At 65.5% G+C, this 24,166-nt stretch carries 29 protein-coding genes and 1 tRNA gene; 9 read left to right on the top strand and 21 right to left on the bottom strand.

Features of this window, described 5'->3' with window-relative positions:
* Nucleotides 1–97 precede the first annotated feature (97 nt).
* On the bottom strand, nt 98–286 hold the full coding sequence (locus AB1L88_RS16965) for a hypothetical protein (protein WP_367097865.1): 189 nt from the start codon (nt 284–286) through the stop codon (nt 98–100).
* Nucleotides 287–355: 69 nt separating this feature from the next.
* On the opposite strand from AB1L88_RS16965, the gene AB1L88_RS16960 reads away from it, so the two are divergent.
* The 3 genes from AB1L88_RS16960 to AB1L88_RS16950 all read left to right on the top strand — a co-directional run bounded on the left by AB1L88_RS16960 (nt 356) and on the right by AB1L88_RS16950 (nt 1,903).
* On the top strand, nt 356–769 hold the full coding sequence (locus AB1L88_RS16960; protein WP_367097864.1) for a hypothetical protein: 414 nt from the start codon (nt 356–358) through the stop codon (nt 767–769).
* 82 nt (nt 770–851) lie between these two features.
* The gene (locus AB1L88_RS16955) at nt 852–1,292 is read left to right on the top strand and encodes a DsrE family protein (RefSeq protein WP_367097863.1); all 441 of its coding nucleotides are present in this window, start codon (nt 852–854) and stop codon (nt 1,290–1,292) included.
* 56 nt (nt 1,293–1,348) lie between these two features.
* The gene (locus AB1L88_RS16950) at nt 1,349–1,903 is read left to right on the top strand and encodes a rhodanese-like domain-containing protein (RefSeq protein ID WP_367097862.1); all 555 of its coding nucleotides are present in this window, start codon (nt 1,349–1,351) and stop codon (nt 1,901–1,903) included.
* 46 nt (nt 1,904–1,949) lie between these two features.
* Here AB1L88_RS16950 and AB1L88_RS16945 read toward each other — a convergent pair whose 3' ends face one another.
* The gene (locus AB1L88_RS16945; RefSeq protein WP_367097861.1) at nt 1,950–2,564 is read right to left on the bottom strand and encodes a CIA30 family protein; all 615 of its coding nucleotides are present in this window, start codon (nt 2,562–2,564) and stop codon (nt 1,950–1,952) included.
* Between the two features lie 77 nt (nt 2,565–2,641).
* Complete coding sequence (locus AB1L88_RS16940; RefSeq protein WP_367097860.1) at nt 2,642–2,848, bottom strand: hypothetical protein; 207 nt, start codon at nt 2,846–2,848, stop codon at nt 2,642–2,644.
* Between the two features lie 460 nt (nt 2,849–3,308).
* Here AB1L88_RS16940 and AB1L88_RS16935 point away from each other — a divergent pair, with 460 nt between their 5' ends.
* From AB1L88_RS16935 to AB1L88_RS16925, 3 genes are all read left to right on the top strand, one after another.
* Nucleotides 3,309–4,307 carry a hypothetical protein gene (locus AB1L88_RS16935; protein WP_367097859.1) on the top strand — a complete coding sequence of 333 codons (999 nt, stop codon included), beginning with the start codon at nt 3,309–3,311 and terminating at the stop codon, nt 4,305–4,307.
* Between the two features lie 94 nt (nt 4,308–4,401).
* Nucleotides 4,402–4,476, top strand: a tRNA-Pro gene (locus AB1L88_RS16930).
* An 88-nt stretch (nt 4,477–4,564) separates the two neighbouring features.
* Complete coding sequence (locus tag AB1L88_RS16925) at nt 4,565–5,620, top strand: tyrosine-type recombinase/integrase (protein WP_367097858.1); 1,056 nt, start codon at nt 4,565–4,567, stop codon at nt 5,618–5,620.
* Between the two features lie 48 nt (nt 5,621–5,668).
* Here AB1L88_RS16925 and AB1L88_RS16920 read toward each other — a convergent pair whose 3' ends face one another.
* The 10 genes from AB1L88_RS16920 to AB1L88_RS16875 all read right to left on the bottom strand — a co-directional run bounded on the left by AB1L88_RS16920 (nt 5,669) and on the right by AB1L88_RS16875 (nt 12,820).
* Nucleotides 5,669–5,962, bottom strand: coding sequence for a type II toxin-antitoxin system Phd/YefM family antitoxin (locus AB1L88_RS16920; protein ID WP_367097857.1), 294 nt, complete (start codon nt 5,960–5,962; stop codon nt 5,669–5,671).
* A 77-nt stretch (nt 5,963–6,039) separates the two neighbouring features.
* Nucleotides 6,040–6,303 carry a helix-turn-helix domain-containing protein gene (locus tag AB1L88_RS16915; protein WP_367097856.1) on the bottom strand — a complete coding sequence of 88 codons (264 nt, stop codon included), beginning with the start codon at nt 6,301–6,303 and terminating at the stop codon, nt 6,040–6,042.
* 1 nt (nt 6,304) lies between these two features.
* Entirely contained in the window at nt 6,305–6,490 is a 186-nt protein-coding gene (locus AB1L88_RS16910; RefSeq protein ID WP_367097855.1) for a hypothetical protein, read from the bottom strand.
* Nucleotides 6,487–7,248, bottom strand: coding sequence for a hypothetical protein (locus AB1L88_RS16905; protein WP_367097854.1), 762 nt, complete (start codon nt 7,246–7,248; stop codon nt 6,487–6,489). The genes AB1L88_RS16910 and AB1L88_RS16905 overlap by 4 nt, the downstream gene beginning before the upstream one ends.
* A 148-nt stretch (nt 7,249–7,396) precedes the next feature.
* Nucleotides 7,397–8,269, bottom strand: coding sequence for a hypothetical protein (locus AB1L88_RS16900; RefSeq protein ID WP_367097853.1), 873 nt, complete (start codon nt 8,267–8,269; stop codon nt 7,397–7,399).
* The gene (locus tag AB1L88_RS16895) at nt 8,266–9,339 is read right to left on the bottom strand and encodes a hypothetical protein (RefSeq protein ID WP_367097852.1); all 1,074 of its coding nucleotides are present in this window, start codon (nt 9,337–9,339) and stop codon (nt 8,266–8,268) included. Before AB1L88_RS16895 ends, AB1L88_RS16900 begins: the two co-directional genes overlap by 4 nt.
* A 185-nt stretch (nt 9,340–9,524) precedes the next feature.
* The gene (locus tag AB1L88_RS16890; RefSeq protein WP_367097851.1) at nt 9,525–9,833 is read right to left on the bottom strand and encodes a hypothetical protein; all 309 of its coding nucleotides are present in this window, start codon (nt 9,831–9,833) and stop codon (nt 9,525–9,527) included.
* Between the two features lie 23 nt (nt 9,834–9,856).
* A complete protein-coding gene (locus AB1L88_RS16885; RefSeq protein ID WP_367097850.1) occupies nt 9,857–10,441 on the bottom strand; it encodes a hypothetical protein in 585 nt (194 codons plus the stop codon).
* A 56-nt stretch (nt 10,442–10,497) separates the two neighbouring features.
* A complete protein-coding gene (locus AB1L88_RS16880) occupies nt 10,498–11,991 on the bottom strand; it encodes a type IV secretory system conjugative DNA transfer family protein (protein WP_367097849.1) in 1,494 nt (497 codons plus the stop codon).
* A 13-nt stretch (nt 11,992–12,004) separates the two neighbouring features.
* Nucleotides 12,005–12,820 carry a ParB/RepB/Spo0J family partition protein gene (locus AB1L88_RS16875; protein WP_367097848.1) on the bottom strand — a complete coding sequence of 272 codons (816 nt, stop codon included), beginning with the start codon at nt 12,818–12,820 and terminating at the stop codon, nt 12,005–12,007.
* Nucleotides 12,821–12,983: 163 nt separating this feature from the next.
* Here AB1L88_RS16875 and AB1L88_RS16870 point away from each other — a divergent pair, with 163 nt between their 5' ends.
* Nucleotides 12,984–13,895, top strand: coding sequence for a helix-turn-helix transcriptional regulator (locus AB1L88_RS16870; RefSeq protein WP_367097847.1), 912 nt, complete (start codon nt 12,984–12,986; stop codon nt 13,893–13,895).
* Nucleotides 13,896–13,920: 25 nt separating this feature from the next.
* Here AB1L88_RS16870 and AB1L88_RS16865 read toward each other — a convergent pair whose 3' ends face one another.
* The 4 genes from AB1L88_RS16865 to AB1L88_RS16850 all read right to left on the bottom strand — a co-directional run bounded on the left by AB1L88_RS16865 (nt 13,921) and on the right by AB1L88_RS16850 (nt 16,242).
* Nucleotides 13,921–15,195: a Y-family DNA polymerase gene (locus AB1L88_RS16865; protein ID WP_367097846.1), complete on the bottom strand. Its 1,275-nt coding sequence runs from the start codon at nt 15,193–15,195 to the stop codon at nt 13,921–13,923.
* A gap of 6 nt (nt 15,196–15,201) precedes the next feature.
* Nucleotides 15,202–15,630: a translesion error-prone DNA polymerase V autoproteolytic subunit gene (gene umuD / locus AB1L88_RS16860; RefSeq protein ID WP_367097845.1), complete on the bottom strand. Its 429-nt coding sequence runs from the start codon at nt 15,628–15,630 to the stop codon at nt 15,202–15,204.
* Between the two features lie 91 nt (nt 15,631–15,721).
* Complete coding sequence (locus tag AB1L88_RS16855) at nt 15,722–16,018, bottom strand: type II toxin-antitoxin system RelE/ParE family toxin (RefSeq protein ID WP_367097844.1); 297 nt, start codon at nt 16,016–16,018, stop codon at nt 15,722–15,724.
* Nucleotides 16,006–16,242 carry a ribbon-helix-helix protein, CopG family gene (locus AB1L88_RS16850; protein ID WP_367097843.1) on the bottom strand — a complete coding sequence of 79 codons (237 nt, stop codon included), beginning with the start codon at nt 16,240–16,242 and terminating at the stop codon, nt 16,006–16,008. The genes AB1L88_RS16855 and AB1L88_RS16850 overlap by 13 nt, the downstream gene beginning before the upstream one ends.
* A gap of 517 nt (nt 16,243–16,759) precedes the next feature.
* On the opposite strand from AB1L88_RS16850, the gene AB1L88_RS16845 reads away from it, so the two are divergent.
* On the top strand, nt 16,760–17,761 hold the full coding sequence (locus tag AB1L88_RS16845; protein WP_367097842.1) for a tyrosine-type recombinase/integrase: 1,002 nt from the start codon (nt 16,760–16,762) through the stop codon (nt 17,759–17,761).
* Nucleotides 17,762–17,918: 157 nt separating this feature from the next.
* Nucleotides 17,919–18,989 (top strand): acyltransferase, encoded by a 1,071-nt coding sequence (locus AB1L88_RS16840; RefSeq protein WP_367097841.1) that lies wholly within the window; start codon nt 17,919–17,921, stop codon nt 18,987–18,989.
* 365 nt (nt 18,990–19,354) lie between these two features.
* Here the strand turns inward: AB1L88_RS16840 and AB1L88_RS16835 are convergent, their stop codons facing one another.
* From AB1L88_RS16835 to AB1L88_RS16820, 4 genes are read right to left on the bottom strand one after another with little or no spacing between them, the layout of a single operon-like run.
* The gene (locus AB1L88_RS16835; protein WP_367097840.1) at nt 19,355–20,593 is read right to left on the bottom strand and encodes a hypothetical protein; all 1,239 of its coding nucleotides are present in this window, start codon (nt 20,591–20,593) and stop codon (nt 19,355–19,357) included.
* A gap of 30 nt (nt 20,594–20,623) precedes the next feature.
* Nucleotides 20,624–22,060 carry a lipopolysaccharide biosynthesis protein gene (locus AB1L88_RS16830; protein WP_367097839.1) on the bottom strand — a complete coding sequence of 479 codons (1,437 nt, stop codon included), beginning with the start codon at nt 22,058–22,060 and terminating at the stop codon, nt 20,624–20,626.
* Nucleotides 22,057–23,052 carry a glycosyltransferase family A protein gene (locus AB1L88_RS16825; RefSeq protein ID WP_367097838.1) on the bottom strand — a complete coding sequence of 332 codons (996 nt, stop codon included), beginning with the start codon at nt 23,050–23,052 and terminating at the stop codon, nt 22,057–22,059. The genes AB1L88_RS16830 and AB1L88_RS16825 overlap by 4 nt, the downstream gene beginning before the upstream one ends.
* Nucleotides 23,053–23,060: 8 nt before the next feature.
* Nucleotides 23,061–23,945 (bottom strand): polysaccharide pyruvyl transferase family protein, encoded by an 885-nt coding sequence (locus AB1L88_RS16820; protein ID WP_367097837.1) that lies wholly within the window; start codon nt 23,943–23,945, stop codon nt 23,061–23,063.
* Nucleotides 23,946–24,166: the final 221 nt, after the last annotated feature.

Genomic DNA, 24,166 nt, shown 5'->3' with positions numbered 1-24,166 from the left:
GACTATTCAACTGAATTGGAATACAGTCATCTTGTCGCGTAGAGACATTGTAGCACGGCGATCGGTCCGGGAAAGGTGATGAAGTCGGTCGGCCTCGTCAGAACAGGAGCCTTGAGCGATGAGCCCCCTTGCGATCGCGGTCGCGGCGTTCTTGATCGGGCCTCCGGGAGTGCCGTCGCGGCACGACCATGGCCCGGAATCCCAGCCGGCGGGACACGCCGGCCAGGTCCGCCCGGGCCGAGGCGGCCATGGGCCGGGCCACGGGGCGGGTCGAGGGCCGAGGCATGGCCTGGGTCCCGGTGCCGGTCCGAACGTGGCCCGACGCCCCGGAATGTCCGGCGAGGATACTCCCGGGATGTCTGTCGCCGAGCACGGCAACATCAGGGCACTCCTCGGCGATCATCGATCGATCACGCGGACCGTGAACGAGATTGAGGGCGGGGTCCGGACCAGGACGGTCACGGATCGTCCCGAGCTGGTCGCTTCACTCCGTGAGCACGTGCGGCAGATGGCGAAACGGCTGGAATCCGGCCGGCAGGTCCGGGCCTGGGATCCCCTGTTCCGGGAGATCTTCGCCCATGCCGATGAAATCACCATCACCTGGACGGACATCGGGGGAGGGATTGAGGTGGTCGAAACCAGTGAGAACCCCGAAGTCGTGACCTTGATCCGGTCCCATGCGAGGCAGGTCAGCCGCTTCGTCGAGGGAGGGCACCAGGCCGCTCGGCCTCCCTGGGCGGGCGGCCGAGGTCGAGGGCAGCGACCGTAAGCCCCCTTTGCATGTCGGGATGCCGGCCGATCGAGCCTGTACGATCGGCCAACGAGATCGGCTTGAACGAGGAGACCGTTTCATGACCTCCAGAATTGCCTGGGCCGCCCTGGCTCTGATCGGTGTCGGCGTCGCGCTCAGCCAGTCCGGCTCCCGCGCCGACGATCGAGAGCAGGAGGAATCGCTCCGCGTCCTGGTGCACCTGAATTTCGCCGATACCGGGCGTCAGGGCCAGGGGATGAAGAACATCTCGAGAATCCTGGAGGCCGATCCCGGGGCCCAGGTCGTGGTCGTTTGTCATAGCGGGGGGATCAACGTGGTGGAATCGAGTCGCACAGACCATGCCGATGCGATCACCTCGCTGATCGACCGTGGCGTGCGCTTTGTCGCCTGCGAAAACACGATGCGACGCAACGGGATCACCCGTGACGACCTGGTGCCGGGGGTCGGCACCGTCCCGTCGGGGGCGGTCGAGGTGGTCCGTCGTCAGCAATATGATGGGTTTGCGTATTTCAGGCCTTGATCGGGAGAGTGTTCGACAACGCTTCCCGCAATTGATCGGAGAAGGGAGACATTCTGATGGGCATTGCCACCATTTCACCCCAAGCCCTGGAAGAGCGACGCAAGCAGGGCAAGCCGGTCGACCTGATCGACGTGCGGACCCCGGTCGAATTCCGCGAGGTCCACGCCGAGCCGGCCCGGCTGGTGCCGCTCGATCAGCTCGAGCCGAGGTCGGTGATGGACGGCCGCAACGGCTCCAGAGAGGAGCCGCTGTACTTGATCTGCCGGAGCGGCGGACGTGCTCAGAAAGCCGCCGAAACGTTCGTCGCGGCCGGTTTCGAAAACGTTGTCAATGTGGAAGGCGGCACCCAGGCCTGGGAAGCGGCCGGATTGCCGGTAGTACGGGGAAAAAAGGCCATCTCGCTTGAACGCCAGGTCCGCATCGCCGCCGGGACGCTGGTGGCCATCGGCACCGCGCTGGGGGCCTTTGTGACTCCCTGGTTCCTGGTCATCCCGGGGTTCGTCGGGGCTGGCCTGGTCTTCGCCGGGATCACCAACACCTGCGGCATGGGGATGATGCTCGCCAGGATGCCCTGGAACCGCGTCGGCTGCGACACCTCGTGTGCGAAGTGATCCGTCGAACGGGGCCGGCCGACCGCCAGGAGGCACCGGCTGGCCCCTACGGCTTCTGATTCCTCTCAGATCGTCCAACCCCGATCGAGGCCACCTCCAGCGTGAATCCTCCCGGTTGCTTGTCGCTCAGGGTGATTCCGATCGACGTCACCTGATCCGGATCGACCGGCCCCGCGCCTTCGACGGGACGGCCGAAGGAATTGGCAACGAACTCGCGAATCGGCACGCGAACCTCCGTCCATTCGTTCGCGACCGTCGGCATCGGTGCCCGGTAGGAATACGCGATCCGCGTGGTCGGCACGTAGAGGTTCAGCAGGTAATCGCGGCCGTCCCCTCGAACGCGGACGACGAGCACATCATCCGACTCGAGGCCGAGTTGTTTCGGAACGGACCGGATCGAGGCAAATCCGCCATTATTCTCCAGAGACAGTGTCCCATCGAAGCGAAGAACCCCTTCGTCATCGATCCGGAATGCCCCCTCGGAGACTCCCCCCATTACACCATCGTTCACGCTCCGCCACGCAGCCGAGGCATCCGCGTGGGAGAAATCGAACAGTGGGCGAATCGGCTCGCCTTCATCCGAATTGGCTGCACCCTGAATCCCAAGGTTCATTGCACCGAGAAGGATCGCAAAGAGGCCCAGGCGGTCCGTCCGAATCATGACACTCCTGCCCTTCAGAACTTGGTTCTGGGTTCGAATGAGAGCACCGAAGCGATGGCGAAACTCCTCGCTCGCGCTCAAAACGAACTCGGCCGCTTGAGAATCATGATCGCGGCGTTGAGATCACCGAGGACGCAAACCAACTCCCAGCCTTCCTGACCGAGCGTCTGGAGATTTGCCTCGATGTCACTGGCTTCCGAGGCAAGATCGCCCGGGGTGTCTTCACTCCAGCCGCGTTCGTGACGAACGGTGCGGTATTCCCACTGATGCTGAATTCCGGCCATGGTCGGCTCCTGAGGTCACCGAGGAAGTCGATCCGCAGGTCCACGCCACCTCCCGCTGAGGGTACTGGCCCAGCAGAGGAATCGGCAACAGTCCGGCGACCGGGTGATTGCAAGACGCGCCGGGGTGAAGCATCCTGGAATCGAGGACGATCTTCGCCAGTCGACCGGCAGGCGATTCGCCCCGCTCCCGGTGTAGAGGCGAAGGCGATGGACGAGCGAAACCACCGCGTTCGCCCTGCCGTCGCCTCCCTGGCTGTTTCGGTCCAATCTCGACCTTGCTCGGCGCCCGTGCCGACCGGAGGCATCTCCCGTGGAACCGAACATGATCGGGGCTTATGGTCCCTGGGCCGCGTCACTCGTCGGTGAAGGTCCCGCTCGGCTCTCGTTCCGCCATCCTCGGTTTGCTCCCGAAGATCTCGATACCTGGCGTCGACAGGCCCTTGGCCGCGTGGCCGATCTGATGATCGAACCCGAAGCCGGGGGCACCCCTCGGGCTGAGGTGCAGCACCGCTTCGATTACGACGGTTTGGTCGTCGAACACCTCAACTGGCAACTCCCTTACGGGCCACCGACCGAAGCCGTCTTACTGAAGCCCGCCGACGCCTCGGGTCCCCTGCCGGCCGTGCTTGCCCTGCACGACCACGGGGGTAACAAGGCGTTCGGCTGGCGAAAGATCGCGCAGATCGGCGACGACCTGCACCCGATCATGGTCGAACACCGCGACCAGTATTATGGCGGCGTGAGCTGGGCCAATGAGCTTGCCAAACGTGGCTACGCGGTCCTCATCCACGATACCTTTGCGTTCGCCAGCCGTCGCATCCGACTGGCCGACGTCCCTCGGGTCCTCAAGGGAGATCTCGAAGAGGTCCACCCCGAGTCGGTCGAGGAGATCGAGGCGTACAACCGCTTCGCCTCGCAGCACGAGAGCGTCATGGCCAAGAGCCTCTTCTGCGCCGGCACCACCTGGCCGGGCGTCTTCCTGGCCGAAGATCGCCGCGCGCTCGACTACCTCTGCTCCCGTCCCGACGTCGACGCCGATCGAGTCGGCTGCGCCGGCCTCTCCGGGGGCGGCCTCCGCACGGTCTTCCTCGCCGGAACCGACGACCGCATCGCCGCGGCGTGCTGCGTCGGCATGATGAGCACCTGGCGCGACTACCTCCTCCACAAAAGCCATACTCACACGTGGATGATTTACGTCCCCGGACTACCGCGAGACCTCGACTACCCGGAGATCCTCGGCCTTCGCGTCCCACGCCCGACGCTCGTCCAGTACGACGAGGAAGACTCCCTCTTCACCCTCCCCGAAATGCGCCGCTCCGATCAGATGCTCTCCGACCTGTTCACCAAGGCCGGCTCCCCCGATCGCTATCGCGGCACCTTCTACCCCGGCCGCCACAGGTTCGACCTCCCCATGCAAGCCGAAGCCTTCGCCTGGTTCGACCAATTTCTCACCCGCTGACCCTCGATTTCGAACCAAATCTCCCCCTCTCCCCGACCGCAGTTGACAGCCGCTCTTTAACCCTTATAATCACCCTCGTCATTCGTGACACCAACGGGGCGTAGCTCAGCTTGGCTAGAGCGCACGGTTCGGGTCCGTGAGGTCGGAGGTTCAAATCCTCTCGCCCCGACTAAGACTGGCAAACGACTTGCGACGATCCTAGAATTCCCCCGGCAACCCTGTGCAGAGTTCCTGTGCAGAGTTCCGGGGGATTTCTCATGCCCAGGAAGCGTCCGCAGCCCTTCTACCGCCGGCAGACCCGCTGCTGGTACGTCCAGCTGGGCGCGAAGCAGCACCGCCTCGCGCCCGACGAGGCCGAGGCCTGGCGGCTCTACCACGAGCTGATGGCCCGCCCCCCCGAGGAGCGGGCCGCGCCGCCGGCCCCCGCGGCCGACGCCCCGCCGACGCTGGCCGTCGCGATCCTCGACGCCTTCCTCGAATGGTGCAAGCAGCACAAGGCGCCCCGCACCTATGCGTGGTACCGCGAGAACATCCAGCGGTTCGTCGACCGCATCCCGGCCACGCTCGCCGTGGCCGAGCTGAAGCCCTACCACGTCACCCGGGCGATGGCCGACTTCCCCCACTGGGCCAACAACACCAAGAACGACTTCATCGGCGCCATCAAGCGCGCCTTCAACTGGGCGGCCGACGAGGAGCTGATCGAACGCTCGCCCCTGGCCCGGATGAAGAAGCCGGCCCGCGAGGCGCGCGAGATGGCGGTCTCGCCGAAGCAGTACGCCGCGGTCGTCGAGGCCGTCCGCGAGCCGAACTTCCGCGACCTGATCGAGCTGTCCTGGGAGACCGGCGCCCGGCCGCAGGAGCTGCGGCGGCTGGAGGCCCGGTTCTACGACCCCGAGGCCGGCCGGGTCGTCTTCCCGCCCACGCAGGCCAAGGGGAAGAAGTACCACCGGGTCATCTACCTGACCCCCAGGGCGCGCGAGGTCGTCGAGCGGCTCGCAGCCAAGCGGCCGCACGGCCCCCTGCTGGTCAACAGCGAGGGGAACCCCTGGACCAAGGACGCGATCAACTGCGCCTTCTGCCGGCTGGAGAAGAAGATCGGCACGAAGTACCACCTCGGGGCGTTCCGCAAGGGGTTCGCCACCGAGGCGCTGAAGGCCGGGGTGGACACCGTGACCGTCGCCCACCTGATGGGCCACCGCGACCCGGGCATGGTCAGCCGCGTCTACGGCCACGTCCAGCAGGACCCCGAGCACATGGCCGCCGCCGCCCGCCGGGCGCGGCCCGGCGGGGAGCGTGAGGGGGAGGGATCATGAGCCGCCGGATGTCGACCCCGGCCGTGTCGGTGACCTCGACGCGATACCTCATCCTCTCGCGGGCAGGTCGAGGTCGCGGCGGATCTCGGCGAAGGCCTCCGCGATGGGCTGCGCCCGGCCGGCGGCCACGTCCTCCAGGCCACGCCGAATTCCCTCGACCACCCGGGACTCCTCTGCCAGGTCGAGCAAGCGCTGGTAGGACGCGGCATCCTGCACGACCAGTTCGGCCTTGCCGTTGACCGTCAGCACGACCGGCTCGCCCGTCTCCCTCAGCTGCCTGAGGAACTCGGGGGTATTCTTCTTGAAGTCGGTCAGGGAGTGGATGTCGCGACTCAGGTTCATGGGCTCGCTCCTCGCAATTCGAAAAAGAATCGAATTCGATTCTGGCATGGATGGCCCGGCAAGCCCAGCGAAAAGGATCACCCTGCACCTCGGTCGCCCCGGCGCACGCGCAGGTGCTTCAGCCGGGGATGGGGGGGGGCCGGGGCCTCGGCCCCGCGGCCCTGCCCGGGGGGCGGGGAGGGCTCGGAGGCGCGGAGGTACTCGGCCAGGTGCTCCTCGGAGATGCGGATCGAGCCCCGCCCCATGCCGACGCGGTAGCAGCGCAACCGGCCCGAGGCGACCAGGGCGTAGACCGTGCCGGGGCTGACGTCCAGCCGCTGTGCCGCCTCGCGGACACGCATCTCAGGTGTCCTCCCCGGCCGTCGAGGGCTTCTCCAGCTCCTCGCGGCAGATCCGGTAGAATTCCCGCAGGGCCTCGCCCCGCTCTTCCTCCCGCAGGACGGCCTGGATGATGTGGACGCACCGCCGCGCGATGGCGACGCTCAGGCGATGCACGGCGGGGTCGCAAGGGGCATTTTGCCGGATCATGATTCCTCCCGGAGTTCGGCGTGATCGATGACGAATCCGGTCGCGTCGTCACGCCCGCCGACGCCGCGGGCGATCAACCCGACGACGCACGGCGAGGGGTCGAGGAACCTCAGGTCGTCCTCGTCGCCGTCGATGACGGGATAGCCGAGAAAGGTGGCCGGGAACGGCGCACGCCGGAAGACCGCCGTCACGTTGCGCCCTGCGGCGAGGATCCGTCGGCAGTCGTCCTCGTTCCTCTCGCTGCGCGAGAAGGTGAGGTGATAATTGGGCGGCGAATCCAGCATTCGGCTCGCGTTCTTGGTGTAATCCATGAACTGGATGTCGGGGAACGTCGAGAAGAGCGCCGGAAGCTCGCGTTCCCACGCCACGTCGCTCACCACGTTGAGGCGGCAGACCAGGGGCAGCCCCTTACGCCCGGCGAGCTCCCGCTCGCGTTCCAGGTCGGCGATGAGTATCTTGGCGAAGAGGTCGGGATTCTCGGCCAGCAGGCGGGTGCGGGCGACAGCCGCCCGCTTGTTCTGCGGCCATGCCATGCGGTCGTGGTCCGCGAAGCAGGAGGCGGAGCACCCCCTGGTGGCGAAAGGGCAGAGGTTGCGGCCGCCGCCCCCGGTGGCGCGAGGGGTGAGCGTCAGCCCCACTGAGATGTATCCTCTGCCCGCCCTCTGGCGGCAATTCGCGGCGGAGAGCAGCTTCTTGATGATGAACGGGCCGTCGGGCAGGAGGACCATGCCCGGGCCGGGACGGGAACGTACGCGCATACCTTCCTCCTGGGGCCAGCGGAGGCCCCCATGTCGATGGTTCGGATCGATGGCCCGGGGCTCGGGCAACTCCCCCGTCGGGGTTGCCGCCGGGCGGTCACGCCTGCGTTTTCGTGCGGCCCGGGCGTCCGTTCCCGGGCCGTTTGGGCTAGAGGCCGCTCCTGGCTCGGATGACCCCGATTGCCGCCTTGCCGATGCCGGAGGCGGCACGCGGATGCCTGAGTGCGACGTAGACGCCCCCGGCCGCGAGGCCCAGGAGCAGCAGTTGCAGCGTCCGCAGCAGGCCCGACGCGGCCTTCGCCGTCTCCTGCACGACCGGCCGCACGACGGACGTGGCAGCCGTGTCGACGAGCTGCGTCGTGCCGTCGATGAACGGCTCCGGGTTGGCGAGGAAGGCGGTGAGGGTCACGCCCACGGCCAGCGCCCCCTTGTTCCGCCAGATGAAATCCATCGCGGAGTCGCCGTGCCGCGCCACCACGGCCATCAGCTCCGGCGTGCGGCCGATGGCGGCCAGATCCCCGGCGTCGGCCATCATGGCCATGCGCCGCCCGGCCTGCGGCCCGACGGCGCCGAGCGCCCGGATCGCCCCGGGGCCGGCACTGCCGATGACGGGCTCGGCGATCCCCTTGTGCTTGAGCAGCGCCTCGGCCGCGTCGTCCCCGTAGCGGGTGAACAGCGCCATGGCCGAAGGACGCTCGACGATGAAGGTGGCCGCGTCATCCCCGTGGCGGGCGAGCAGCCGGTAGACCTGAGGCGCGTGCTCCCCGGCGTCGTCGGCCAGCCTGAGCGCCCTGGGTCCGACGCGCCGCACCGCCAGGATCGCGTCGTCCCCGTGGCGTGCGGCGGCGGATGCGATCCGCGAGGCGAGGGCCTCGGAACCCTCCTTCGCGGCCGACTTGCCGAATTTCCTCAGGGCGTACTCCGCCGCCTCGCGGGCGGCCCGGGTCATCGCGTCGGCCTCGGCCGGGGCGGCCAGCAGGCCGACGATCAGAAGGCCGACGGGGACGGTCATCGTCTTCATGATTCATCCTCCTCGAAGACCAGCCGGTGCAGGGTCCGGATGCTGATCCGGAATCGTTCTTCCGCGTAGGCCTCCATCTGTTCGAGCAGGCCGGGATCCTCGTCTCCCAGGAGGATCAACGACGAGAGCCGCTCGACGAACCCCCCGACCTCGGCGGTGATCTTCTCCGAGGGGTTGTATCCGGCCTCGCTCAGCGCCCAGCTGAGCACCTCATCCAGGGCGAGCGACACCAGCACGTTGATCCCGAGCCGGATCCCCCATTCGACGTCCTCCATGCCCAGATCGGCCGGCGAGACGCCCATGCCCTCGGCCAGTTCCATCAGCGCGCCGGTGATGATCGAGCTGACGATCTCGTCGACCAGGAACTTCCCGAGCAGGACGCCCGCGTCCTGCACCATCAACGCCTCGATCTCGGCGGCCAGCGCCCCATAGTGGACCCGGAAGGCCGCGTCGCCCCGCACGGAGTCGATGCGGAGCGAGTCCCCGGCGCCGATGCCGTCCAGATCCGCACGGATATCGATCAGGAGCCGGTTCTCGGCCTCCTCAACACGCCCGAGGAACCGGGTGATCGTCGCCTCGACGACGCGGGTCAGCTCGTCGACGTCGAGGACGTGCCGCTCGAAGGCGGAGCGGACGAACTGGTCGTAGGCGCCCTGGTCGAAGACGCCCGCCAGCATGGCGACCTTGCCCTCGATCGAGAGGATCTCCTCGGCGAAGGGAACGCCGCCGAGCCAGGTCTGGACCATGAAATCCTCCAGCTCCTCGAGGTCTTCCTCCCGGCCGGAGAAGATCTCCTCGGCGAAGGCGAACAGGCGCGGCTCGATGCGATCCCAGGCCTCCTGCCGGGCTGCCTCCAGGCGGGCGGCACGCGCGGCCTCGTCCTCGAGAGGCTCGGGATCGGCCGTTGCCGCGGCCGGGACGGGAGGGAGCGTCGGCATCGCGGCCGGGGCGGGGGCGGGGTCCGGCCCGCCGCCGGAGGACGCGAGGTCCCAGACCACCAGGCCGATCACGCCCCACAGCAGCGAGCCGACGGCCAGCCTCGGGACGCGGGAAATCCATCGAAATTTCATGAACATCGGTCAACTCCTGAGATCGAAGGGTGAAACGCGCTGGACTCGGTCTGCGGCGGCCGCCGCGCGTACCTCCCACGCCTCCCCGATCGGGGTACGCGTCGTCGGCCGGGGATGGCGGGGCGACGGCCTGGGGGGCGTCGCGGGTCAATCAGCGGGGCGAGGAGGGGAGGCGAGAGGAGGGGTCAACAATCCCGATCCCGCTCGGCGGGGCGATCCGGCTCGGTGCGGTCGGCCCGGGCCTCGGCCTGCATGGCACGCTGCTCGAGCGCCGAGGCCTGGGCGGATCCGGCATCGTGCTCGATGTCCCGGGCGTCGGCCCGCCGATCCTGGGCCACCTCGCCGGGGGTCTTGGTGCCGAACGTCCCGTACTCGGCGGGCTGCGCCACGTTGGACTCGGGGTAGACCGCCGCCCGCAGCTCGCGCACCCCCTGCCGGAACATCGCCGAGGCGTGCCCGGCGCCGAGTTTGGCCTTCTGTGCATCCTGGGACATGGTATTGCTCCTTTCGGGGAGACTCAGGAATCGTCGCCGCGCATCGCGCGGAACCGCTCCGCGCGCTCCTGCTGCTCGATGACCAGGTCGTTGAGGTCGAGCAGCTGCTGGCGCTCGATGTGCAGCGACGAGGACACCGACACGAAGAGGCCGACGCCCGCGAGCATCATGTAGATGCCCAGCGGCGGGTAGAAGGTCGCCGTGGCCGCGCCGAAGAGCAGCAGCAACGACGGCTCGTAGTCCTGCTTGAACTTCACCTCCGGGACCTTCGGGGCATACTTCAGCCAGCGTGGCCGTCCCGTGTATCGCGAATGCGCCCGCGGCGCCGAGCCGCTCCGCAGCAGGATCTCGACGCGGTTGCGCAGGCACATGAGGACGTAGAGGGCGAGGAAGACCAGCATCGGCCGCGGGTCGTGACCCTCCCAGATGAGCGTATAGATGAAGATCAGGGGCAACCCGAGCACCGCCTGGACGCCGGCATACCGCTCCCCCATCCGCGTGTGCAGGAAGACCTCGGCCGTGAAGGCCAGGACTTTGGGGATCGCGAGCAGCATCCCGGCCGTGTCCTGGACGCTTCGCATCGGGTGCTGCGGGGGCTGTTCGTTCAATGGGATACCTCCGCCTCGAAGAGGGAAACGGGCCACGAGTCACGAGGGCGAGCCGATCACCCCCGCTGCCGGAACGTCCGGCGGAGCCACGACCGGCCGTTGTCACGGAACCGGCGGCCGCCCTGGAAGACGATCCCGTCGACCAGGCCGCCCGAGGCGTGCCCCCCCCGGCGCAGCGCCGTGAAGGCATTCGGCTGCACCTCGTACTCGTACGCCTCGGAGACCCCGGCGCTGATCGAGGGCGGCGACCGCACCCCGCCGAGGTCGAGCAGGGCGGCCGACTGGTAGCTGCTACCGCCGTTGATCAGGAACTGCCGGGTGCGGCCGATCAGCGTGGCCGCCCACTCGTTGGTGACCGGGTCGCCGTTGGCGTGGAAGATCTTGGTGTTGAGGTTCGCCGTCAGCGAGTCCGCCTCCGCCCGGCCGCGCTCCCCGCCCCCCAGGGCGGCGTAGAAGTTCGACAGGTTCTGCGAGAGCAGCACGGTCGCCACCCGCGAGCTGCGCGCGGTGGTCTGGAACTGCATGTCGTAGGAGGTCACGAAGTTCTGCGCCTCGTCGGCCCAGAAGAAGGCCGGGCGGGGGTTGGCGGCCGCGTCCCGCCGCTCGATGGAACGCTGGAAGGCGTACTTCCAGAGCACCTGGGCGAAGACCCCGATCTCGGCGAACTCCTTGACCGGCAGGTCGATGACCAGCACCTTGCCCGACTCGACCACCTGCGGGGTCACATTGGTCTCGCCGCAGAACAAATCCCGCAGGATGCCCCGGTTGAGCACGTCGACCATGCTGGTGAACGTCGAGACCACGACGGATCGCGTCTTCTCGGAGAGGGCCGGGAATTCGAGCATGAAGTAATCGGCCACGATCCCGTAGTCCGCCGCCTGGCGCGGCGTCTTGTCCCGCTCGTCGGCCTCCTTCAGGCAGGCCCAGCAGAACGAGCCCCGCCTCCACTCCGGCGATCGCGTCTCCTCGAGAGAGGTCGGCGCCGAGACCACCAGGCGGTAGAGGTCGGGGATCGAGAGGCTGCCCCGCGCCATGACGAGCAGGTCGACCAGGTTGCGCATCAGCTGGCGCATCGCCCGCCGCCAGTAGCCCTCGTCCTCGCGCCCGCCCGAGCCGCTGCCCTGGCCGCGTTCGGCCACCTCGAGCACCGTCGAGAGCAGGTTCACGATGTTCTCGGTCAGGCCCGCCCCCACCCCGGGGCGATTCAGCTCGTGGTCGATGAAGTTGAACCGCAGCGGCCGGTCCGGCCCGAAGACCAGCAGGTCCCCTTCACGGCCGGCTTCCCGCGCGTATTCCTCCCAGACGGCGCGCTCGTCGGGCTTGGCCGTCAGCACCATCCCGCCGAAGCCGGCCCGGAGGAAGGCCAGGGCGAGCGTCCGGCCGCTGCCGGAGGACTTACCGCTGCCGGTGGCCCCCAGCACGAGCGTCCCCTCGCACGCGTCGGCGATCGTCCAGGGATCCTGCTCGGAGAGCGCCATCAGCGGCTCCGACAGGGCCCAGGGCGAGGCGACGACGGCCCGATCCGCCGATCTTGTCCGATTCCAGATCATCGCGCACCTCCCCTCAGCCCGCCTGGTCGCGGAGCATCTTGACGAACGTCGCCACCTCGATCCCCTGGTTGCGCGCCTTCCTCGCCCTGGCCAGCACCTCCTCCAGCGTGGTGATGAAGGCCTCGAGGTCCAGCTCCTCGCCCGAGACCGAGACCGCGCGGCCGTCGCCGAGCTTCGCCGTGACGCGCGCCGGGCGCTTTGCCGTGGCGGCGCCCGCCGGGCACGGCCTATTGAGCGCACGCACCTCGCCCCCGAGGGCGTCCCGCGTGAGCCGCCCGCCCGCGACATCGGCGGCCAGGGCCGCCTGCCGCTCGCCGTCGCCGACCCGGGCCAGCTCGCAGGCGGCGCTCAGGGTGATGTCACCCCGGTGCACCTGCTCGCGGATCGGCTCGGGCAGCTCCAGGAGCGAGAGCAGCCGCGACACGGTGGCGTTGGAGTAGCCGAGCTTCTCGGCGATCGTCGAGGCGCTCCAGCCGGTCAGCTCCTTCAGGCGGGCGATCCCCTCGGCCCGCTCCAGGGGCGTGTTCTCGACCCGGTGGGTGTTGGCGATCAGTGCCTGCTGGAGCATCTGCCCCTCGCCAAGGGGATTCTCCTCGACATAGGCCGTGATCGACTTCCATCCAAGCTTCATGCCTGCGAGAATGCGGTGAAACCCGTCGGCGGGGAGGTAGCGATCGCCGTGTCGGGTGAGGCGAGGCGGATAGAGCAACCCGACCTCCAGGATCGACTGGACGAGGCCGGCCAGCCGCTCCTCGTCGACCGACCTGCGGAGCATCGGGGTGAGCTCGATCTCGTTGAAGAAGACCTCGATCAGCTGTTCGCGTTTCATTGGGACATCTCCATATGAATCAGGAGGGTCGGGGCGCTGTCCGTCCTGGCCACCCGGCATGTCTCTCAAATCCTAGGAACACAGGAGCTTACGCTCGATCAACGCTGCGTATAATCTGGGCGCAGTCTGGTCGTATTCTCCGCGAAAGGAGAGGAAATTCCGGATGTCCGGGGATCAGAAGGAACCGAAAATCGGCGGGCGCACCCTCCGCGCCAGGCCGGGGGTGATCACATCGCTTCGCGTCGAGAAGGGATGGTCCATCGAGCAATTGGCAAAAGAATCGCGCCGCAGCACGCAGACGATCGGGAATGTCGAGAATGGCAAGCCAGCCTACCTAGCCACGTTGAGGGCAATCGCCGAGGCTCTGGACGTCAAGGTCGGTGAACTCTTGGTTGATGGCGAGATGACGCTCGCTAGCCCGCCCCCGGAGGGATTCTCACTCAGGGTGGAACTCTTCTTGAGCTTGCCCTGGGAACACTTCGATGAGACGAGCGACCTCACGCAGTTCCTCAAGCAGTTGTTCGTCTTGACGCAGACGCATGGAAGCGTCGTCGTGGAGAGCGTACAGAGGGGTTCGGTGGCCATCACGCTCGGATTCGATGAGATCGCCGACGTACGATCCCTGATCCAAATCTCGTGCGAGCTCAACCTCGACAAACTCCACGTTCACGTGATTGCAATTCAAAGTTATGAAGGGATAGAGTCCGACCTTGCCCGATACCTCTGGCGATCCACTCCTGGGACAATTCTCCCATTCCCACCGTTCGGAATTCATGGCCCAGACACGTGGTACGGGCCGGCCGGGTATTATTCAACCGAGTTGGCGTTTCGAGAGGGTATCCGGTCGCTCAAGATGAACCCCGCCAGGGACAATCGCATCCTCACGAAATACCCCGAGCGCGGAGGAGGGGTGATCCGTGAGATCGCCTACCTGCCGGACCGGGACCGCTGGCTGCTGCGGAACCAACGGCAATCATCCCCACACGCCAACCTCCGCGACGACCTGGAACGTTGGTGGAAGCGGTCGGACGGCGAGGATTCGGGTAGCGGGAAGAGCGGCGGTGCGGGCCAATGATAGCAAAGGATTGTTCGGAAACGACTTACGGGTCATCTTGGGACTGAACCATTGGCATCTGCCGCCAATCCGTCGTGAAGTTCTGGCTCTTCATGTTGGCGAACGCCTTCCAATCGCGCCGAATGCCCGCCGCTGCATAGAAGAGGGTATCCCGGCCCATGCGGCGATTGACCGCATCCATGGCGGCCATGAGCCTGCGTCGGCGGTCCTTGTCGCGGGTATCGAACATATCCCGCTGCTCCTGCCCTTCGGGGACAAGCTCGGTCAGCATCACGCCGCACTTGGCATAGTGGAAGCCCGGCCGAAAGATCGGCCTCAGGGCGTTGCACGCATGGGTGATAAGCTCGGCCGTGTCGCTCGTGGCGTGCGGAAGCTGGAAGCTGGCCGAATTCCCGTAAAACGGCTCGGCGGCGGCGAAGGGGCTGTTATGCAGGAACACGACCATGTGCCGGGCAAGCAGGCGGTCGCGGCGTAGCTTCTCGGCCGCACGGGTCACATAGGCCACAAGGGCTTCCTGCACCGGCTGGAATTCGGTCAGCTTGCGGCCGAACATCCGGGAAACGACCAATCCCTTTTTCGGGGGCGGGGCGAGTTCCAGGGGGAGACAGGGGGTGCCTCGTAACTCGCTGGCGGTCCTCAAGGCCACCACGTTCAGGTGCGTGCGTATCCAGCGATCCGGCTGCTGGGCGAAGGCGGCGGCCGTGTCGATGCCCTGGCCCTCAAGGAGCTTAGCCCACCTGTGGCCGATGCCCCAGACCTCGCCCACGGGAAGGCGGGCAAGGGCGTCGTGGCGGGCCTGGTCGGTGGTGAGCAACCATACCCCTCCGGCGCCCGGGTTCTTCTTGGCGATGTGGTTTGCCGCCTTGGCCAGCGTCTTCGTGGGACCGATGCCGACGCTCACCGGAATGCCGGTCCATTGCTTCACCGTGCGGCGTATCGACTGGGCCATGTCGGCAAGCTGTTCGGCCTCGAATCCTGCCAGGTTCAGAAACGCCTCGTCGATGGAGTAGATTTCCACCTCCGGGGCGAATTGCTGAAGCGTCTGCATGACGCGGCTGCTCATGTCTCCATAGAGCGTGTAATTGCTCGAAAACACGGCGACGTTGTGCCGCTCGATCAGGTGCCGGATCTGGAACAGTGGATCGCCCATCTTGAAGCCAATGGCCTTCGCCTCGTTGCTGCGGGCGATGACGCAGCCGTCGTTGTTCGACAGGACGATAACAGGCCGGTGGGTGACGGCCGGGTTGAAAACCCGCTCGCATGACGCATAGAAATTATTGCAATCGACTAACGCGAGCATGGCCGGTCAGAATTGCCGCACCGATCCGGTTACGCGCCCCCAAATCTCGAAGTCGCTGCCCTCGGTGATTTCGATGGGCTGATACAGGTGGTTTTCCGGCATGAGGTATACGCGGTCGCCCTCCTTGCGAAACCGCTTCAGCGTAAATTCATCGTGGATGCGGGCAACGACAATGCAATTGTTTACGCATTCGGCGGCCCGGTCCACGATCAGCACATCTCCATCCTGAATACCGGCTCCAATCATGGAATCACCGGAGACGCGGACGAAGAAGGTTGCGGCCGGGTGCTTGATAAGGTGCTCGTTCAGGTCAATCCGGCCTTCCAGGTAATCATCGGCGGGCGAAGGAAAACCAGCGGACACCGGGAAGGCGAGCAAAGGACGTGCAAGCGGCGTGGCAAAGCTCGGCGTGATGAAGGTCAGAGATAAATGCATGGGGCAATGCTGCACCCTGTTCGCTCAAGAATCAACGAAAATTGCGTCCGCTGATTCATTGGGCGGCCTTCACCCAAAAGGGGACCTGCTCTCAGGACAAGTGCTCCGGCCAATCGGTAGCGGTATGGATCACGCGCAGAATCTCGACCCGGCCTGCATTCAGCCGATAGATCAGCAGATAGGGGAGCCCGGGAACGACGAGCTCCCGCGTACCCTCGACCTGACCGACGCGCCCGGCCTGGGGGAAATCGCCCAGATGTCTCACCGCCGCGACCAGCCTCGAGTAGACCCTACGCGCGGCCGACCTGTTCTTCGCCGAGAGATAGTCGTACTCGCGATCCAGAGCCGATGCGGCAGAGGGCAGCCAGACGACCTTCACTGCGACCACTTGGCGTAGAGCTTCTCCATCTCGTCATCGGGGACGAAATCCCCGGCGTCGGCCTCGGCGACCGCATGCTTGATGTCGTCGATCTGCCACTTCCGCATGCGGATGTAGCTATCGACAGCCTGCTTGATCAGATAGCTGCGGTCCCGGTCGTCGGACTTCGCCAGCTCGTCCAGCATGTCGACCTTCTCCTTGTCCATGCGGACGGTGACGTTAACTTTATCCATAATGCCTCACAATAGAAGGTGTTGCATTAAACTACAATAAATTGCCTTTCAATGCAATGCAGTAACGCGTATTGCAGAGCAGTATAGTCATCCAGTGGCGTTTCAGCATGAAAGATAAAGGAAGTTATCATTCATACAAATGATTTGATATTAAAATAATGTTGCATTACAACTGTGGGGATCCCATGGACAAATGGGGCATGGTTTCGAGACAACAGTTTGTTGAATGGATTGCATTGGATGGATTCAGCGATTTCCGTATTTTCGATTGTGACGCTGCTTGTCATCGTGGCATTGATCCTTCGGAAAGTCCCCGTCAAAGAGCCTTGCCAGCATGATCGCTGGGACGGCGATCTGAACAAGCCCTGCCCAGACTGCGGTGACCCGAATCCCATGGATAATATGTTTTGAAATCCAACGTACGAATCGGACCCTCGGGACAGGATCCGGCGCTCGCCCGCGGATCATCCCGGCGATCTCGTCGGAAAATTGAGGGCGCAACTGACGTCATGGCTCTATGGAACATTTAACTGGATTGGTGCTGCGGCAGGAAGGATGTCGCCTGCACGAGGGTAGCAGACTGAATCTGGCCGCCCCCCCCCGAATCCTGGCGTCGCAGGGCGAGCGGGCGACCACCCGGTTCGTCGAGTTTTTCACCGCCAACATCCGCAACCCCAATACACGAAGGGCCTACATCCGGAACGCCCTCGCCTTCCTGCACTGGTGCGAGCAGCACGGCATCCAGGACCTGAAGGAGATCCGCCCAGTGACCGTGGCGGGTTACATCGAGTCGCTGGGCAAGACCCACGCGAAGCCCACGGTCAAGCAGCACCTGGCGACGATCCGCATGCTCTTCGACTGGCTGGTGATTGGTCAGGTCGTCCCGACCAACCCGGCCCATGCCGTCCGGGGGCCGAAGCACGTCGTGACCCGGGGAAAGACCCCCGTCCTGTCGGCCGAGGAGACCCGCCAGCTCTTCGACAGCATCGGCGGGTCCGGGGTCGTCGACCTGCGGGATCGCGCCCTGCTGGCCGCCATGTTCTTCACCTTCGCCCGGGTCGGCGCCGTCGTCGCCATGGCCGTCGAGGACTACTACCCGCAGGGCAAGCGGATGTGGCTGCGGCTGCAGGAGAAGGGCGGCAAGCAGCACGAGATGCCAGCGCACCACAAGCTCGAGGAGTTCCTCGACGCCTACGTCCTGGCCGCCGGGCTCGAAACCGACCGGCGTGGGCCCCTCTTCCGCTCGGCCACCCGCAGCGGCGATGCCCTGACCGCGAGTCCGATGCGGCCGGCGGACGTCTGGAGGATGATCCGCCGGCGGGCCGATAAGGCCGGCATCCGCACCGCCATCGGCTGCCACAGCTTCCGCGCCACCGGCATCACCAACTACCTGGAGCACGCCGGGACGCTGGAGAAGGCGCAGCAGATGGCCGCCCATTCCAGCCCGCGCACGACCAAGCTCTACGACCGCACGAACGACCAGGTCACCCTGGACGAGGTCGAGAAGATTCGAATTTAGTTGATCAACTTCATTGCAATTTCTAAACAAGCGAATTTATAATTGTGATTTTCAGCTTATAATCATAAGATTTATGTAATTATTAAGTTTGTTTTTTGTTTAGCGGATGGATCGTAAAGTCAAATCGAAAGTCGATCCGGGGACGTCCGAGGCGATCATGGTCGCGAGGGTGTTGTGCATCCTCGGAGTCATCTATATTCACCTTCCCCCATATACGAACGAGTTCCCTGATCCGTTCCTGGGCGCCGGGGGGCTGTTCTGGTTCGTGCGTCACGGGATCGGCTTCGCGAGCGTCCCCCTGCTGAGCGCGATCGCCGGCTACCTGGCCGCTCGTCCATCCCCGAATGCAAGTCAGGGACTGCAGGTAAGACGGAAGGCCTCGTCGCTGCTGTTGCCGATGATCCTCTGGAATTGCATCGCCCTCTGCAAGGACATGGCGGAGCACGGGATGCTCCCGGATCCTTACGTCGCGAACATCTTGAATCAGATCTTCGCGCTGACCGACTTCCCCAGGGTCGTCCCCCTGTATTTCCTCCGGGACCTGTTCGTCTGCATGCTCCTGACGCCGTTGCTGATCAGATGCCTCAAGTCGCAGGAGCTCCTCTGCCTGGGGCTGCTCCTGGCGAATGCCGTATTCAACCTCGACGGGTTGCTCCTGCTGAATAGCCCGATCATCCTCTTCTATTCGATGGGCCTCGCAGCGGCATCGAGGCCCGCTCCCCCGGACGGGGGGGCTCGCCCCGGCTTCCGGCACGGCCTCGCGGTCGTCGCCACCGTCGGCCTCTCGTTTCTCGCGGAGGGCCTGCCGGGCGAATCCCCCTTCGCCCAGGAGATCCGGCGATCCGCGTTCATCGCCAACAGCCTGGCGGTCGCCATGCTCTTCTGGGCCTTGTCTCGATGGCTCGTCTCCACCGGAAGGGCCGCGAGGATTACATGCGTCGAGCCGATCATGTTCTTCGTGTTCTGTTCTCATACTCTCGCGATCGGCCTGCTCTGGGCGCTGTTGCGGAGGGCCGGGGTGGAGCCCTGGAGTGCCACCTACGTTGCCTTCTTCCTGGTCGCCCCGCTGGTCATCCTCGCCATGTGCATGGCCGGCGGTTTGATCATGTCCCGCCTGGCACCCGGCCCCTCGCGGATCCTCATGGGGGGAAGGTTCCCGACATTCCGCGAATTGTCGTCGCAGTCCAGGCGGTTGTTCAATCGGGGGCAGGACATCGGCCGGAAATGATCTCCAGGATCGGGCGTCGGTCCGGTTCGGCTGCGTTTCAAAATTCACGGATATCTTTGCGGTAAAATAAACGAAATCGTTCATGCCGTCAAACTGCTAGCGACGGCCGAAATGCCGGAGTTGACATTGTCTACATTTATATGTTATTAATACAATTTAATTTTCGGGTTATTTATTGAAATGGATCCCCTGAAATGGAGGGCGGTGCCCTATCGTCACCGGCGTTGTGCTGTCCAGCGTCGATGCTGGCTCTGGTGGAAGACGGAGTTCTTGACGGACAATTGGCACGTGGCATCCGCACTCGCCGAGAGGCTCAACAACGCGGACAGGGTTGGCCCGCCCACTGGAGAAGCCTAGCCCGGACCCTAGAGCCGGGGACTCTGTCCCAGGAGCAGGCCGATCACTTCGGAGACCCTAGGCCTGTCGATCATCCTCGGCCACAACCAGGAGACCGCTCGTTGGATCAGTCGTCCAGGCAGGAATCGGGCGATCAGGGAGATCCTGCGCGGGATGGGGTACCCCGAATCCCGGATGAGATCCATGACCTCCCCCTGGAGCGGATTCCGTGAGGACAGGGCGTCCAGGAGGAATATCCGCTCGTAGCGCCGGACCATGTCGATGTCGAAGACCCTGTCGAACTCCACCAGCTTGCCCATGGCCGCGAGCGTGATCGCGGTCCGCATGCATTTCCAGCAGCACGAGCAGTTGATGAAGCCGGGAGCCACCTTGTCGGGGCGCACGCAGACGTCCAGCAGTTCGCGACTCGCGGGGATCTCCGCGACGCGTCGGGTCTTCTCCACCCTCGAGTGCTGCCCCCCGCTCGGGACGCATTCGAGCCGCTCGGTGCCCAGCATCGGGAGGATGACCGGGTCGAGATAGCCCAGGGTTGGGCAGCGTCCGACTCGCGTGTGGGCGTAGTCGAACGCCGATGCATACAGGAATTTCGAGAATCGCCCCTGGAGCAGCAGGGCGACCGCGGCGTTCCTGAGCGTGTGCGTGCGGTCGAACGGCAGGCCGACGACCGCGTCGATGTTGGAATTCACCGCGAGCATCTCGATCCCCGCGCAGCGGGTGAACCGAGCCAACGATTCGTACCGCTTCTTGAAGATCTGCTCGTCCTCTGCGGCCGAGGACTGGCCGTGCGAGCCGACGTTGTTGTAGACGAAATGGGTGATCCTCCAGCCTTCGGGCGCGCGATCGCCGGAATGGTCGTAGTAATTGCAGAACGAATCGATCCCGCCGGAGAATCCCGTCATGACCCCGTCTCCTGGCGGCAGCCGCATCGGTTCCAGCCGATCCGCCGCGACGGAGATGCGGCGCGGGGCATCGAGATACAGTTGCAGGATCGGGATCAGGTTGTGGTTGAGGTGGTAGAAGAGCCTGGGCGAGAGCGTCCCCCGGACCGTGATGTCCTCTCCGGAGGCCAGGGCCGGGAATATGCACGATAGAACGAATGCGTCCGCGCGGTCGGCTGCAATATACTCCGAGTAACTGGTGTCCACCTCGAACCAGAGGCTGGACGCCTTCCCCCCGCGCTCGATCAACGATGTGGCGCGGACGCGTTCCCCGCTCGACTCGAGCTTGGGGTCATGAATTACGAGCATGGTTGTTGTTCCATATAGTGATGCGAATTTCTAAACTCTTATATTGTTAATATCTCTCATTATTGTGCCCCTCTGGGATAAGAATCCCAGCGCGAGGGCGATTGTTGCCAGGGTTGCGACGGTCGCCACGAGCCCGACATCCCCCAGGTTCGCCGCGCGCTCGACGAACACGTATGCGGCCACCGCCGCGGCGCTGACGGCGGCCGGTTGGATCAGCGATTTCAAGTAGGGGAATAACCCGCAGCCGAGGATCGGGAGGATGTTCCGCAGCGACCAGAACGAGAAGGCGACCACGCAGCCCATGTAGCATGCCGATACGGCGAGGATCCCGTGCTGGACCGTGAGCAACAGGCCGGAGATCCAGAGGATCGAGAACTGGAGCGACATGACTTTCTGGACATCCGTGCGGCCGAGCACCATCAGGAACGTGACCGCCACGCCCCGCACGGCCTGCGTTGCCGTGGCGATGGCCAGCAGGGTGAAGACCGGCGCGGCGGCGGCCCATTTCTCCGAGAGCAGGAGGGTGAAGACCGGCTGGCTGGCGGCCGCGACCAGGGCCACCGGCGGGAAGATCACCGAGGCCAGCGCCCGTGTCGCCAGCAGGAAGGCCGATGCGAGTCGTTCCTTGGATTCCTTCCACTGGGTCAGGTGGGGATACAGGGCCGCCTGGAGCGGCCCGGTTACCAGCATGTAGGGCAGCCTGGCGAACTGGAACGCCATGGCGTAGATGCCCAGCTGGGCCGGCCCGGAGACGCGGCCGATGATCAGGTTGTCGGCGGAACGACTCAGGAATGAGACCAGGTTGGCGCAGAGCAGGTTCCAGCCGAACGCCAGATGCTCCCTCGCCGCGCCCGGGGCGAAGACCAGGGCTGGACGATACGGGGTGAACGCCCAGGTTAACGCCGCCCGGACGGAGTAGAAGGCCACTTGTTGCCAGATGAGGGCCCATACGCCCTTGCCGGCATAGGCCAGGGCGATCGCAAGGCCCAGGCTCGAAACGATCGCCGCGAGCTCGGCTCCGGCAATCTGGGCGAACCGCTTCTGGTGCTGGAGGGCGCTGCCGGGGACGAGGGTGATCGATTGCAGGACGATGATCGAGGATAGCGCGACGAGGATGGGGGTGAGCTGAGGGGCGTCGAACGCCCCTGAAACAAGCGGTGCGCTCGCGGCCAGGGCCGCGGCCAGCACGATGCCCACGGCGCCCATGATCCAGAAGCACGTATGCCAGACGTGCGAGTTAATCTCGGCGAGTCGGATCAGCGAGTTGCTGATGCCGGCATCCGTGATGACCATCACGAACAGGACGATCGGCATCGCGATGGCGGCGATGCCGTAATCTTCGGGCGACAGGAGGCGTGCGAGGATCGGGACGCTCAGGAATTGCATCGCCAGCCGCAGGACGCCTACGGAGGAAAGCGCCGCCGCCCCCGACAGGATGGATTTCAGGGCGCCCCGCTGCGTCGTCACGGCTTGTACAGGCGGAGCGGATGGAGGAGCAGCACCCGGCACATGGCCGCCGGGAACCAGAGCAGCGTGGTCCGGTCATCCCTCGCGATCGAGCGCACCTGCGGCGGGATCCGCCCGCGATCCTTCACCGTCCGCCGCAACGCGTGGAAGGCGAAGTCGTGCCGCTTGCGGCGCAGCTTCGACCTGCAGATCGCCCTCGCCCCGGGTTCGAGGTCCGAAAGGCGGAGGATGGCGGCATAGCACTTCACGTATCCCAGCTGGATGTCCATGAACGACGGGTTCTCCCAATCGAGCCGGCCGAAGAAGACATTGAACCCGCTCCCGCACTCCACCACGGTCGTCGGGTTGAAGCAGGGGTGCCGCGCTCGCGAGGCGAGGGCGACGAAATACAAGACATCCTCGCCGCAGTTCCCGAGTCGGGGGTCGAACCTCAGGCCCGGTGCCATCTCGCGCCGATGGACGACGGTCGAGGCCTGGGTCGGGAACTCCTCGACGATCAATCCCGCCAGCGACTGGGCCGGCAGTTCGACGAACTGATGGCCCTGCGACGCCCGGGAGATCGCCGCGGCCGTCTTGGGCGCCCCTTCCTTGATGTGGGACGTGTGGTGCCCGGCTCGCCGATTGTCGGAGAAGCAGAAATCGTGGCCGAGCTCGTGGGCCCGAATCCCCAGGGCCAGATGGTCTCGCGGCCAGCTGTCGTCCGAATCGAGGTACGCGATCAGCGTCGTCTCGGGAGAGGCCTCGTCCAGGCCGCGATTCCGGGCGGCGGCCGCCCCGCGATTCTCCTGCTCCACGATGCGGAACCGCACGGATGGCGGGAATGCCGCCCCTCTGACCTCGTCCCGCGCCGGGCGGGGCGATCCGTCGTCCACGATGATGACCTCGACTCGCCAGCCATCGGGGAGGTCCTGGTTCGCGATCCCCCGGAGGGCCCCGAGGAGGACGCCGGCCTTGCGCTGATAATACGGGATGATGACGGAGACCAGGGACATGCGGAGGGTCACGAGTACGAGGCCCGCAGGCGGTCGAGCTGCTCGAGCATCCGGTTCGTCGCCGAATCGATGTCCCCGTCGCGGCTCAGCGAGGCGGGCTTGCTCGACAAGGCCTCGAGCCTCTTGGCGGCGATGTGCGTCAGGGCACGATCCGAGGCCCGCGCCAGGCCGGGCGCGGAGAGCGAGCCGACCATCGCGCTCAGCCGGGGCCGCCTGATCGTCGCGATCCGGGCCTCTTCGACGCTGGAAGGCCAGAGGCGATGGCTGGACAGGGGGATGCTGAGCGATTCCGCCCAATCCAGCCACTTGAGCCGGTGGACGGCGTCGAGGGGGAGGACGGGGACCCACGGGATACGCAGGGCATCCGCGACGATTGCCCCGTGCATCGCCTCGGTGACCAGCAGTCGGCATCCCAGCATCGCGTCCAGGACCGCGTCGACCGGCCGCGTCGGGTCGATGAAGTCGATGCCGGCAAGCCCGCATGCGGACTCCCAATTCCCCCTCGAGAGGCTCTCCCAGTGCGGCATGAATCCGACCCGTTCGGGTGCCGGCGGGCGGGGGACGTCGACCGCCCGGATGAGGATGGCTCCGTCGCCGATGCCCAATCGCTCCGGGATGTTCAGCGCACGGGCCGTCCGCGGGCCCCGCACGAAGAAGATGTCCCAATCATCCCCCCGGACGTCGGGCGCGTCCTGGTAACTCGGGACGAACCCGCTGCCGAAGACGACCTTCTTCGCGCCCGGATCGTAGTGGTTCCCGAGGATGGAGCCGATGCCGATGAAAAGGGTCGCGGGATCCTCATCCAGGAACGAGGGCAAGAGCTTGGGCCAGAGCCAGGAGTTCAACTCGTCGCCGAAGTTCGGCCTGTCGCCCCTAAAATATTGAAGTTTCACGCGGACTACTATTCAAAATGTTAATCAAAATATACCGTTTATATCATTGTCGACGCTATTGCAATGGGTTTCCATGGGCGTTCCCAAGTTAATCGGCTCATCGCCCCCGTGCGGGGCAATCGCTTGATTCCACGGCTCATTCCCGGCGCCAATTTCTGGGGACACGCGGGTCGATCACCCCGCGACGGCCGGTGATGGGCCGCGGCGACCCAAGAACGATC

It is taken from the genome of Tautonia sp. JC769 (assembly GCF_040717455.1).
Lineage (GTDB): Bacteria > Planctomycetota > Planctomycetia > Isosphaerales > Isosphaeraceae > Tautonia.
This window is presented reverse-complemented; position numbering and strand designations above follow the sequence as displayed.